Annotated in this window: 9 protein-coding genes; 4 read left to right on the top strand and 5 right to left on the bottom strand. The window is 55.9% G+C overall.

The genetic code is table 11. From position 1 onward, the window contains the following. Window positions 1-41: 41 nt before the first annotated feature. Window positions 42-1,127 (top strand): oxidoreductase, encoded by a 1,086-nt coding sequence (locus CTZ24_RS11930; protein WP_208723626.1) that lies wholly within the window; start codon window positions 42-44, stop codon window positions 1,125-1,127. Window positions 1,128-1,211: 84 nt separating this feature from the next. On the opposite strand, the gene uxuA is transcribed toward CTZ24_RS11930, so the two are convergent. Then, complete coding sequence (uxuA, locus tag CTZ24_RS11935) at window positions 1,212-2,276, bottom strand: mannonate dehydratase (RefSeq protein ID WP_036625611.1); 1,065 nt, start codon at window positions 2,274-2,276, stop codon at window positions 1,212-1,214. A gap of 370 nt (window positions 2,277-2,646) precedes the next feature. On the opposite strand from uxuA, the gene CTZ24_RS11940 reads away from it, so the two are divergent. After that, complete coding sequence (locus tag CTZ24_RS11940) at window positions 2,647-3,594, top strand: sensor domain-containing diguanylate cyclase (RefSeq protein ID WP_208723627.1); 948 nt, start codon at window positions 2,647-2,649, stop codon at window positions 3,592-3,594. Between the two features lie 45 nt (window positions 3,595-3,639). Here CTZ24_RS11940 and CTZ24_RS11945 read toward each other — a convergent pair whose 3' ends face one another. Next, window positions 3,640-5,508 (bottom strand): amidohydrolase, encoded by a 1,869-nt coding sequence (locus CTZ24_RS11945; protein WP_208723628.1) that lies wholly within the window; start codon window positions 5,506-5,508, stop codon window positions 3,640-3,642. 18 nt (window positions 5,509-5,526) lie between these two features. Further along, window positions 5,527-6,087 (bottom strand): antibiotic biosynthesis monooxygenase, encoded by a 561-nt coding sequence (locus CTZ24_RS11950; protein WP_021183385.1) that lies wholly within the window; start codon window positions 6,085-6,087, stop codon window positions 5,527-5,529. A 122-nt stretch (window positions 6,088-6,209) separates the two neighbouring features. Here CTZ24_RS11950 and CTZ24_RS11955 point away from each other — a divergent pair, with 122 nt between their 5' ends. Then, window positions 6,210-7,118 (top strand): LysR family transcriptional regulator, encoded by a 909-nt coding sequence (locus CTZ24_RS11955; RefSeq protein ID WP_208723629.1) that lies wholly within the window; start codon window positions 6,210-6,212, stop codon window positions 7,116-7,118. Window positions 7,119-7,120: 2 nt separating this feature from the next. Here the strand turns inward: CTZ24_RS11955 and CTZ24_RS11960 are convergent, their stop codons facing one another. Next, a complete protein-coding gene (locus tag CTZ24_RS11960) occupies window positions 7,121-8,710 on the bottom strand; it encodes an MFS transporter (protein WP_036625608.1) in 1,590 nt (529 codons plus the stop codon). 217 nt (window positions 8,711-8,927) lie between these two features. Here CTZ24_RS11960 and CTZ24_RS11965 point away from each other — a divergent pair, with 217 nt between their 5' ends. Next, window positions 8,928-9,749 carry an alpha/beta fold hydrolase gene (locus tag CTZ24_RS11965; protein WP_208723630.1) on the top strand — a complete coding sequence of 274 codons (822 nt, stop codon included), beginning with the start codon at window positions 8,928-8,930 and terminating at the stop codon, window positions 9,747-9,749. A gap of 128 nt (window positions 9,750-9,877) precedes the next feature. Here the strand turns inward: CTZ24_RS11965 and treF are convergent, their stop codons facing one another. Beyond that, on the bottom strand, window positions 9,878-11,536 hold the full coding sequence (treF, locus tag CTZ24_RS11970; RefSeq protein WP_208725546.1) for an alpha,alpha-trehalase TreF: 1,659 nt from the start codon (window positions 11,534-11,536) through the stop codon (window positions 9,878-9,880). Window positions 11,537-12,157: the final 621 nt, after the last annotated feature.

Consider the following 12,157-nt stretch of genomic DNA (forward strand, 5'->3'; position numbering starts at 1 on the left):
GAGGTTGACGATAACGGTTTCTTTTTCAGGGAAACCCCATTATGAGCGAACATCCGATTCAGGTCGTACCCGGCCCGGCCAACTACTACTCACATCCCGGCGCCATTGCCCGACTACGTGATTACTACAGCGAAGATCAGCTGCGCCATGCCATCTGGGTGGGTGGGCGCCAGGCACTGGCAGCGGCACGGCACTGGCTGGAGCCGTTGACGTTGCCAGGGGCGATTGTTGATATCTTTGGCGGCCATTGCAGCGCGCATGAGGTCACGCGGTTGGCGCAACGGGCAGGCAACGATCGTCAGGTGGTGATTGGCGTCGGCGGCGGTACGGTGCTGGATACCGCCAAAGCGCTGGCGCATCGGTTGAATTTGCCGGTGGTGACGATACCGACCATCGCCGCCACCTGCGCGGCCTGGACGCCGCTTTCCGTCTGGTATAACGAGGCAGGCGAAGCGCTGCATTTTGAAATCTTTCCCCACGCCAACCATCTGTTGTTGCTGGAACCGGAGATCATCTTGCAGGCACCAGCGCGTTATTTGCAGGCGGGCATCGGCGATACGCTGGCGAAGTGGTACGAGGCGGTGGTACTGGCACCGCAGCCAGAAACCCTGCCGCTGACGGTACGGCTCGGGCTGGATGTGGCGCAGACGCTGCGTGATGTCTTGCTGGAGAAAAGCGCCGCCGCGCTCAGCGACCAGCGTGCGCAGCAACTGACGCTGGCGTTCCGCGATGTGGTGGACGCGATTGTCGCCGGGGGCGGCATGGTCGGGGGACTTGGTGAGCGCTATACACGGATTGCGGCGGCACATGCGGTGCATAACGGCTTAACGACCCTGCCACAAACGGCAGCGTTCCTGCACGGCACGAAAGTTGCGTATGGGATTCTGGTGCAGAGCGCGTTACTGGGGCAACACGACATCACCCGGCAACTGATTGCCGCCTATAAACGCTTCGATTTACCCACCACGCTGGCGCAGTTGGACGTGGATATCCGCCAGCGCGATCAGGTCGATCGTGTTATTCAGCACACGCTGCGTCCGGTAGAATCGATTCATTATTTGCCGGTTACGTTGACGCCTGCAACGCTGTGGGCAGCGATTGAGCAGGTAGAGGCGCTGGGCGTTTAAACAAAACTGCGCGATAAATCGCGCCGCTACAGCACGGAACATTGTGTAGCGGCGCGATTTATCGCGCATGTCAGTACAAAAGGATCAACGCTTACTCAGCGCTTCCCACAGTCCCAGCAGGTAGGTGGTGCCCAGTGCGCGGTCATACAAACCATAACCCGGGCGGCCGGTTTCTCCCCAGATAAAGCGACCATGATCGGAACGGATATAGCCGTCGAAACCATTGTCGTACATCGCCTTCAGCACCTGATACATATCCAGCGAGCCATACTCGGTGGGGTGTGCGCATTCATAGAAATCCTTGTCCTGAATGATTTTGATATTACGCACATGGGCAAACGGGATGCGTTTGCGGCGTGAGAATTCGGCCAGAATCGCATACACATCGTTCTGCGGATCTTCAGCGATCGAGCCGGTACACAGGGTAATACAGTTGGCTGGTGAATCGACCACATTACAGATCCAGTCGAGATCGTCGCGGTTTTTGACCACGCGCGGCAGACCGAAGATCGAGTACGGTGGATCATCCGGGTGGATCGCCATCTTCACACCCACCTCTTCACACACCGGGATCACCGCTTTCAGGAAATATGCCAGGTTTTCACGCAGTTTTGCGTCATCCACCCCTTCATATTTAGCAAACAGCTCCTGCACTTTGGCCAGTCGCTCCGGTTCCCAGCCAGGCAGAACAAAACCGTTGGAGCTGGCCAGTACCTCTTTCACCACTTCGTCGAGACTTTTATCGATACCTTTCTTCTCGAACGCCATAGTAATGGAGCCATCCGGCAACACGTAATTCATTTCGGTCTTCATCCAGTCGAACACCGGCATGAAGTTGTAGCAAATCACCTTCACCCCGACTTCGGCCAGGTTACGGATGCTTTGCTTGTAGTTCTCAATATATTGGTCGCGACTTGGCAGGCCGATTTTGATGTCGTCATGAATGTTGACGCTCTCAATCACTTCCACGGTCAGGCCCGCAGCATGTGCCTGATCGACCAGCGCTTTGATCTTATCTTTCGGCCAGGTTTCACCCACTGGCACATCGTAGAGCGCACCGACGATGCCACGCACGCCCGGCACCTGGCGAATATATTCCAGCGAAACTTTATCTTCTTTCGGACCAAACCAACGCATTGTCAGCTGCATAATGTCATCCACCGTCATCGTGTTTCTGTGATAACTGCTAAGCTACCATTCTAGTATTCATGATGACAGCACCCTGCTGCTGATAACCCTTGATCCGTGTCACAGAACACAATTTATCCGTTGGCCGCGCGCTGGCGACCACGGATAAACCGCACCAGCCCAAAATGCAATCTTAATCCGGTCGCAGATATGTCTCATTCACTACCAGAAATAGTTAAAAACAGCGTGGTTTGCTGCTAATCAGCAAGCGGAACGGTATAACATCTGATTTTATGGCGATTAAACGCCACTGATCGGCTTTTCAATTGGGGCATTTACAGAATATTCCTGGCAGGCACAATAAACCTTATTTGCTCGCCGTCCGTGAATTATGTCCGATGAAGCGCTGCTCCAGCAGATTCAGAACCTGAAAAAGCATAATGCGCGACTCAAGCGTATAGCGCATGACGCCCGCAATAAGCTGAGCGCAGCGCTGGACGGCACCGGGCTGTGCCTGTGGCAACTGGATATCCCCAGCGGCAAATTGGTGATTTTTAACCGACGTTGGGGAGCGATGCTGGGCTTCCAGCCGAAAGAGTTGAACGCGAAGTTTGAAGTGTGGCGCGAGCATCTGCACCCCGAAGATGCGGATGAGGTGCTGAAAGCGTTCTACGACCATATCGAAGGCCGTGCTCCTTATTACGAAGCGTTGCATCGCATGGTGGCGAAAAACGGCACCATCACCTGGGTGCTGGATCGTGGACGCGTCAGCGAATGGGACGAGCAGGGCAACCCGTTGAAGGTGACGGGTACGCATATCGACATGACCAAAGAGAAGAATTATGAAGCGCAGCTATCGACGCTGGCGAATCATGATCCGCTCACCGGTCTTACCAACCGTCATTCGCTGCAAACCCATTTCAGTCAGATGAAAAAGCAGGGGCCGCTGTGCCTTGCTTATATCGATCTGGATAACTTTAAACACGTCAATGACACCCTCGGGCATCGCAGCGGCGATGAAGTGTTGATGCAGCTCAGTCAGCGGATGCGGGATGCGGTGCTGTCTTCGGTGGTGATTGGTCGTATTGGCGGTGATGAGTTTGTGCTGTTGATGCCGTTTTTGATCGACTTCCCTAAGGTGAGAATCATGGCTCAGACTCTGCTGGATGCCGCCCTCACACCGTTCGAACTGGGGAATGGCACGGCAGAAATTGGCGCATCGATTGGGATTGCGCAGGTACAGGTGCAGGATAGCTTCGACGACGCACTGATGCGCGCCGATGAAGCCATGTATAGCATTAAAAAGAACGGCAAACAGGGCTTTGGCCTGGTGCCCTAACAGCACGATAAATCGCGCTGCTACGTCTCAAAACAGCGCACCATCTTAAAACGCAAAGCACGAGCACCCCAGCGCGCCCCAGAAGGCATTGTTATCGGACACTGGCACCGATGACTGACGCGCAACATCATGCGCATGGCTGTGCACGCCACACGGGCCGCTGCATTGATGCACTTTCGGCATCATCCCGGCGCGACCCGTTGTCTGCGGTGGGGCGCTACGATAATGACCTGGCACCGTCACCACTGGCGACCACTCCGGCAACACCGGCACCGGCGGCGGTGCCAGCGGGGTAAAGCTACCTGCCGCATACACCACAGCGCCATCAACAAGGGTCAGTACGGATTCAATTCCCTTGATCTCCTCTTCTGCCACGCTGAAGAAATCTTTCGACAGCAGCACCAAATCTGCCAGTTGGCCGACTTTGATCTCTCCTTTAGCATTTTGTTCGCTGGAGAACCAGGCGCTGCCTTTGGTCCACAGCATCAGCGCGGTTTCGCGGTCGATGCGGGCGTTATCATCATACAGTTGCATTCCGCCGACGGTGCGGCCAGAAACCAGCCAGTAAAGCGCGGTCCACGGGTTGTAACTGGCAACACGCGTTGCATCCGTACCCAGACCCACCGGGACATCGGCATCCAGCATCCGCGCTACCGGCGGCGTCTGTTTTGCGGCTTGTTTGCCATAGCGATCGACAAAATATTCCCCCTGGAACGCCATGCGGTGCTGCACCGCGATGCCGCCGCCCAACGCTTTGACGCGCTCGATATTGGCTTCGGTGATGGTTTCTGCGTGATCGAAGAACCAGTGCAGGCCGTTAAACGGAATGTCACGGTTAACTTTCTCGAACACATCCAGCATGCGACTGATCGATTCGTTGTAAGTGGCGTGCAAGCGGAACGGCCAGCGATGCTCCACCAGGTGGCGTACCACACGCTCCAGCTCATCTTCCATACCGGGTGCAAGGTCAGGGCGTGGTTCGAGGAAGTCTTCAAAATCGGCCGCCGAAAACACCAGCATTTCTCCCGCACCGTTGTGCCGCAGGAAATTGGTGCCCTGGCCCGGTTTCAGCATATCGGTCCATTTTTCAAAATCTTCCAGCTCATGGCCGGGACGCTGGGTAAACAGGTTGTAAGCGATGCGCACCGTTAGCTGCTTTTTGGCGTGCAGCTCAGAAATCACATCATAATCATCCGGGTAGTTCTGGAAACCGCCACCGGCGTCGATGGCGCTGGTCAGACCGAGGCGATTCAACTCGCGCATAAACTGACGGGTGGAGTTGACCTGCTGCTCCAGCGGCAATTTTGGCCCTTTCGCCAACGTGGCATACAGCAACATGGCGTTGGGACGGGCAATCAACATCCCGGTCGGGTTACCGTTGCTGTCGCGCTGGATTTCGCCGCCCGGCGGATTCGGCGTATCTTTGGTGTAACCCACCACCTTGAGCGCCGCACGATTCAGCAATGCACGATCATACAGGTGCAGAATAAACACCGGCGTATCCGGTGCTGCCGCGTTGATTTCATCCAGCGTCGGCATACGACGTTCGGCAAACTGGAATTCGGTCCAGCCACCCACCACGCGAACCCACTGTGGCGAGGGGGTGCGCAGTGCCTGCTCACGCAACATTCGTAGCGCATCCGCCAGTGATGGCACGCCTTCCCAGCGCAGTTCAAGATTGTAGTTCAGACCGCCGCGAATCAGGTGCAGGTGCGAGTCGTTCAGGCCGGGAATGCCGGTGTGGCCTTTAGCATCAATAAGTTGCGTATCGCTACCGGCAAAGCGCATCACCTCGGCTTCGCTGCCTACGGCAAGGAATTTGCCATCTTTAATCGCCACAGCAGTTGCCAGCGGATTGGCGCGGTCAACGGTGTGGAATTTGCCGTTGGTCAAAATCAGTGAAGCGGTGGTCATGTTTCGTCTCCTGTCAGATTATGCTTTGCGGCCAATCAGCCATTGTTTCAACACGCGGGTCAGCAGTGGCATCCACAGGAAAACCACCAAAGCCACGACGCTGGCATTATCGAGAAAGTTCCCCCACAGCGTGCCGTGGCTTACAGGCAACACCGTATTCCAGAACCAGGGGACCAGGTTGGCTGAGGGAAAAATCACCCCCAGCGTGAGTAAGTATTGTTTCCATTTGGCCGGTTTGACCTGGCCTTTTTGCGTCGGGGTAAACCAAAACGCGGCGCCGGGACGCACTTCAATATGTTCCGGTTGCGCCAGGATGGCCGGGAGTTCCTTGACCAGGTCCTGACGGGCCGGTGATTTCAGCCAGGCGTACAGCTCATCCATACCGACAAAACGAATCAGCACGGTGTAGGCGTTGTCGCCGTGGACCGGGCGCAGCACGTTCACTCCGAGGTGTCCCGGAAAGCTGGCTGCCTGCGGCATGATGGTTTCCAGCCACTTTTCATAGTCGGCCTGTTTTTCCGGCTGGATGCTGTGCGTGATCACCAGCGTGACGTGATGAGCCTGTTGTGGGTAATTCATGATGGATTCCTCGCTGGTGAAAGTGCTTGCGTCGTTGAGGAAAAAAATACGAAATGAGAGCGTTTATTGATAACGGATTGTTTTTGGGTTGTTGTTCAACAAATTTTGGGGAGGCGGTTGGAATGCGTTTAAACCTCGAGGCGCTGCTGATTCTGGATGCGCTCGATCGTCATGGCACCTTTGCCGCGGCGGCGGCACGGCTGTTTAAAACCGCGTCTGCACTCAGCTATACCGTGCAGAAGATGGAGAGCGATCTCAAAATCACGCTGCTGGATCGTTCCGGTCATCGTGCCACCTTTACGCCAACCGGGCGTCTGATGCTGGAAAAAGGCCGGACGCTGCTGCGGGCGGTGAATGAGCTGGAGCAGCAGGCGCGCTACGTGGAGAGCGGTTGGGAGAGCCAACTGGTGATCAGCGTCGATGCCTCGGTGCCGTTTAGCCTGCTGACGCCGCTGATTGATGAGTTTTACCAGCAGCATTCGCATACCCAGCTGCAATTCCGTCATGACGTACTGGCGGGGTGCTGGGAAGCGCTGCATTACGGTGAAGCGGATATCGTGTTTGGTGCGGTGCAGGAACCGGCCACGCGTAAAGAGATTGGCTGTCAGCCGTTGGGTTGGCTGGAATACGTGTTTGCCGTTGCGCCGGAGCACCCGCTGGCGTCTGCACCGGAACCGTTGTTGCGCGAGCAAATTCGTCAGTATCGTGCGGTGACGGTGCATGATTCATCACGCCACGGCGCAGGGATGGATTTGCGCGTACTGGATGAACAGAAGACCCTCAGTGTGCACGATTTTCCGTCTAAGTTGCAGGCACAGCTTGCCGGATTGGGCTGCGGTTACCTGCCGCGCTATCTGGCGGAGCCGCATTTGCGCAGTGGGGCGCTGGTGGAGCGTCAATTGGATAGCGAATGCCGACGCGATATGGCCTATCTGGCGTGGAACGAAAGCGCCAACGGAAATGCCGCCAACTGGTGGCGTGAGCGCTTACTCACGCTACCGGGGCTGCACGACATCTACCTGCCAGCCTGAGATTAGATAGAGATATGGTGGCTGACCTGTGGCGGTTCGTCACCCTGATGATATTGCAGCACCGCCTGTTGCAGCGCCACATCGGCGCGTGAGACGCGCTGGTGTTGGCGCAGGTGCTCCTGCCATGACTCCACCAGGAACCACTCCAGCAGGGCGGTGGGGTCGTCGCTCTGCTCCATCAATCCCCAGGCATAGGCACCATCACGGCGGCGTGCGGCGGCCAGTTTGCGCATGGCGCGTTTGAAATCGGCACGATCCTCCTGCGGGACCTGATAGCGCACCTGAATCATCACCGGGCCACGATGGCCGTTCATTTCTCCGCTTACCGTCGGGTCAGCCCAGTGCTGTGCTGGTTGCAGATCCGCCTCACCGGCAGGCAGCACCAGACGTTTCAGCAGCAGGGCGGTGATCAGCAACATGCCACCAGCCAGCAGCAGCGCCTGCGCCAGCCCGATATGCTGGGCAATCAACCCCCACACCAGGCTACCGCCTGCCAGCGTACCGTTGAATACCATCAGATAGACCGCCAGACCGCGTCCACGTACCCAGTCCGGCAGCACCGCCTGCGCCACCCCGTTCAGGGTAGTGAGGGCGATAATCCAGCCAACGCCGAGCAGTACCATCAACAGCAGCGCCAGCCACTGTGCCGGGCTGATTGCCAGCGCCAGCATCACGCCCGCACTGAGCAGGGCGGAGAGCAGCAGCAGGCCATCGTTACCCATGTGCTGGCGCAGACGTGGCAACAACAAGGCCCCGCCAATCGCCCCGACACCGACCGCGCCAAGCAGCAAACCGTAGAACCCAGCGGTGCCCTGCAACATATTACGCGCCACCAGCGGCAGCAGCGCCCAGACGGCGCTGGCGAAGGCGAAGTACAACGCGGCGCGCAGCAGCACGCGGTGTAAATCGCGGCTGGCGCGCACATAACGCAGCCCGGCACGGAAGGCACCGAAGAAGTGTTCGTTAAGTTCGGTTTTGGCCTTCGCCGGACGTTTCCAGTACAGCAGCGCGGCGACCACGAAGAAGTAACTGGCGACATCTGCGCCGTAGGCCGCCATCGCGCCGAAACTGGCCAGCAGCAAACCGCCGGTGGCCGGTCCGATAGCGCGCGCGATATTTATCCCCAGTGAGTTGAGCGCCACGGCGTTTTTCAATTCATGGCGTGGCACCAACTCCGGCACAATCGCTTGCCACGCCGGACCAAACAGCGCCGCTCCGATGCCGCCGACGAAGGTCAGACCGATCAACCATTCGGTGGTCAGCCAGTTGTTGTGTGACAGTACCAGCAGGGTGCCGCTGACACTCGCCATCAATATCTGTACCGCAATCAGCAAACGGCGACGGTCAACGATATCGGACAACACACCAGCAGGCAGCGCCAGCAGAAACACTGGCAACGTGGCGGCGGTTTGCATCAGGGCGACGGCGGCAGGGTTATCCGACAGTCCGGTCACCAGCCAGGCGCTGGCGACATCCCGGATAAAGCTGCCGGTGTTGCCCAATACCGAGGCGGTCCAAATCAGGGCAAACAGCCCGTAGGCGAAGGGGGAAAAAGCGCTGCTACGCAGGGCGTTGGTTGGGGGTTGGCTCATGGTCATTCTCCAATAAGGTTGCGATAACTGCACCTTACGAACCCTGGCCGATGGTTGATAGCGGAAAAAATCGGCCATCTTGTCCAGGCTTTTTTGACAGCTTAGAAGCGCAAAAAAGTTTGAACAAGTTGTCAAAATCTCTGCTTTAGGTTTTTCCGGCAGTGCAGGGTAGTTTGATTAGCGAGACACAACATTACTCACCTGACGGAGAAAAATTATGAGCACTTTCAAGACTAAAGACGGCGTGAACCTGTACTACAAAGATTGGGGCAAAGGCCAACCGGTACTGTTCAGCCACGGCTGGCCGCTGGATGCTGACATGTGGGACAGCCAGATGAATTTCCTGGCGGAACGTGGCTACCGGGTAATTGCCTTTGACCGCCGTGGCTTCGGTCGCTCCGAACAGTCGTGGGAAGGTTATGACTACGACACCTTTGCCGATGATATTCATGGCCTGATTGAGCATCTGCAACTCAGCGATGTCACCCTGGTGGGCTTCTCGATGGGTGGCGGCGATGTGTCGCGTTATATTGGCCGTTATGGCACCGCGAAGGTGAAAGGACTGGTGCTGCTGGGCGCAGTCACCCCCATTTTTGGTAAAACCAGCGATCACCCTGAAGGGGTGGAAAGTGCGGTATTTGATGGCATTAAAGCGGGATTGCGTCAGGATCGTGCGCAATTTATTAAAGATTTCGCGGTTCCATTTTATGGCACCAATGCCGGACAGACGGTGTCGGATGGCGTGATGATCCAGACGCTGAATATCGCGTTACTGGCTTCGCTGAAAGGTACGCTGGATTGTGTCACGGCGTTTTCTGAGACTGATTTCCGTGCCGATATCGCCAAAGTGGATGTGCCGACGCTGGTAATCCACGGCAGCAATGACCAGATTGTCCCGTTTGAAGCCACCGGTAAGCTGGTGCATGAGATGATTAAAGGGTCTGAGCTGAAGGTGTATGAGAATGGTCCGCACGGCTTTGCGGTAACGCACCAGGATCAGTTGAATGCGGATTTGTTGGCGTTTTTACAGCGCAACTAAAATCCGTGCGGTAAACCGCGTACCCAAACCCGCGCGATAAATCGCTAAAAACTTGCGCGATGAATCGCGCCGCTACGGGATTTTGCACACATCGTGTAGCGGCGCGGTTTACCGCGCATTGTTAGATATCAATCCGCCAGTAAATGTCCGTACATCGCCAGCAGGCGACGGGTGACACCGTTAGTCCAGCCGAAGCCATCCTGTAACGGATACTCACCACCCCCACCCGGACGGGCGCGTTCGCCGCTGATGTCATACTTCTCCACCAGCTTATGATGCAGCGAATAGAAGTTCTTCACCGTGGTCAGCCAGTTCACCGCAATCTCCGTGGCCAGCGTCTCTTCGCCGTAGTTATTTAACCCGACAATTGCCATCCATTGCAGCGGTGCCCAGCCATTGGGTTTATCCCACTGCTCACCGCTTTCCACCATTGAGGTCACCAGCCCGCCCTGAGTCAACAGTAACTGACGCAATGCCACCGCCTGCAAATGTGCCTGCTCAGGCGTCGATAAGCCGAGGAACAGCGGCACCGCCGCCGCCGCCGTGAAGGCACCAAAACGTTGGCGACGCCAGTCGTAATCGCGATACACCCCGGCGGTTTTATCCCACAGATAACGATGAATCGCACGCTTACGCACTTCGGCCTTTTTCTGCCATGCCAGAGCGGTCAGCTCCTCGCCTTTGGCGTGCGACAAGGTGGAGATCATCAACTCCAGTTTGTAGAGAAACGCGTTCAGATCGACCGGGATGAACTGTGTGGTGCGAATGCTCGCCAGGCGGTGGGGATCGCGCAGCCAGCGGGAGGAGTAATCCCAGCCGGAAGCCGCTCCGGCACGCAAATCGCGGTAAACCTCATTGGCCGGACGACTTGATTTGCTGGCGGTTTCCACATCTTCAATCCAGGATTCATCACGCGGCGTGTCGCGGTCGTCCCAGTAGCGATTCAGCAACGAACCATCGGGCATACGCACCACATGGCGGTAGGCCTGATCGGGCATCAGCGATCCGGCACCGTCCATCCAGAACTGATACTCCTTCATCAGATGGTCGAGATAACGTTTCGCGCCGCGAATCCCGTCTTCTTCAAACAGCTCCACCATCAACGCAAACACAGGCGGTTGCGAGCGGCTGAGATAATATGTGCGGTTGCCGTTGGGCACATGGCCATAGTTATCAATCAGCCAGGCGAAGTTATCCGCCATATCGCGCAGTAAGTCGTCGCGCCCACTCTCCGCCAGACCGAGCATGGTGAAGTAAGAATCCCAGTAGTAGGTCTCACCAAAGCGTCCCCCCGGCACCACATAAGGTTTCGGCAGTGGCAACAGCGACGAGTGCGGCATATGTTGTTGCGGCATTTTAGTTAACACCGGCCACAACTCATCAATATGTTCTGTCAGGGTTTTATCCGGGTTCGATACATAAAAACTTTCATGGTGCTGCGGCAGATAAAAATGATCATGCACGAACTTAGTGAGATCGAATTGGGCAGAACGTTTCCGGCGGCGATAGTGGATTAAAATATCCAGCGGATCATATTTCGGCGCACAATCGGGAAAGGTTTTGCTGTCGGCAAATATCCGCGACATTTGTACATGCTCGAAAAGCTCCAGATAACGATCGGCAGGCGTCAGCGCATCCGGGGCGGGCAGGCCTTCAATCAGCTCCGGCTCCGGCTCCGAATCCTCCATGCCTTCAAGAATTAGCTCGTGAGGATCGTATTGATACTCCAGTTCAGCATCAGTACGTTTTTCCTCGAACGCATTATTTTGCTGTTGGTTAGTATTAATAGCGGCCTCCTGGAAACTCCGGTTTATACAAAGTGCAAATTATAGATCTCTCAACCCTCAGGGCAACAATGCGAAATATCTATGAACGTAATAAATCATGTCGATTGATCGGCTATTTTGGCGATTTTTCAGCGATAACAATGCTCTATATTTCAGGAAATGAAAACAGCATTTGAAATGAAGCTATAAATAAGCAGGCAGAATTATCTGTAAATAAGAAAAACGCCATTGGCGGGCAAAATCTGGCGGGAAATATTGATCAATTGATGGCAAACGCAGCGGCAACCCGTAGCGGCGCGATTTATCGCGTGTCTTTTAAAACATGCGCGATAAATCGCGCCGCTTGTATCTTGAAGTTGTAACTGGTTAGCTACCCGTTACACGAAACGGAGGCAGCTTGTCGCGCCGCTTAAGACCCGATCTTGTGCCGTAGCTTAAAGCCCTCCGTTTCTCCTTTCACGCCAGCATCTACTCTGAACGGTAACCAGAAGCTCTGACTTCGTATGTACAAGGCAAGATGGCGTGATGGTTCATGTGAAAGGGAGCTGTCTTATGATTTATCTCGGTATTGATGTCAGTAAAAACAAACTCGACCTCTGCCTGTTGCCCGGCAACGGGAAA

The sequence above is a fragment of the Pantoea phytobeneficialis genome (assembly GCF_009728735.1).
GTDB lineage: Bacteria > Pseudomonadota > Gammaproteobacteria > Enterobacterales > Enterobacteriaceae > Pantoea > Pantoea phytobeneficialis.

Excerpts from the sequence above, each read along its gene's own strand:
- CTZ24_RS11940 (WP_208723627.1), top strand. The coding sequence starts at position 2,647 with ATGTCCGATGAAGCGCTGCTCCAGCAGATTCAGAACCTGAAAAAGCAT.
- uxuA (WP_036625611.1), bottom strand. The coding sequence starts at position 2,276 with ATGCAGCTGACAATGCGTTGGTTTGGTCCGAAAGAAGATAAAGTTTCG.
- CTZ24_RS11955 (WP_208723629.1), top strand. The coding sequence starts at position 6,210 with ATGCGTTTAAACCTCGAGGCGCTGCTGATTCTGGATGCGCTCGATCGT.
- CTZ24_RS11930 (WP_208723626.1), top strand. The coding sequence starts at position 42 with ATGAGCGAACATCCGATTCAGGTCGTACCCGGCCCGGCCAACTACTAC.
- CTZ24_RS11960 (WP_036625608.1), bottom strand. The coding sequence starts at position 8,710 with ATGAGCCAACCCCCAACCAACGCCCTGCGTAGCAGCGCTTTTTCCCCC.
- CTZ24_RS11950 (WP_021183385.1), bottom strand. The coding sequence starts at position 6,087 with ATGAATTACCCACAACAGGCTCATCACGTCACGCTGGTGATCACGCAC.
- CTZ24_RS11945 (WP_208723628.1), bottom strand. The coding sequence starts at position 5,508 with ATGACCACCGCTTCACTGATTTTGACCAACGGCAAATTCCACACCGTT.
- CTZ24_RS11965 (WP_208723630.1), top strand. The coding sequence starts at position 8,928 with ATGAGCACTTTCAAGACTAAAGACGGCGTGAACCTGTACTACAAAGAT.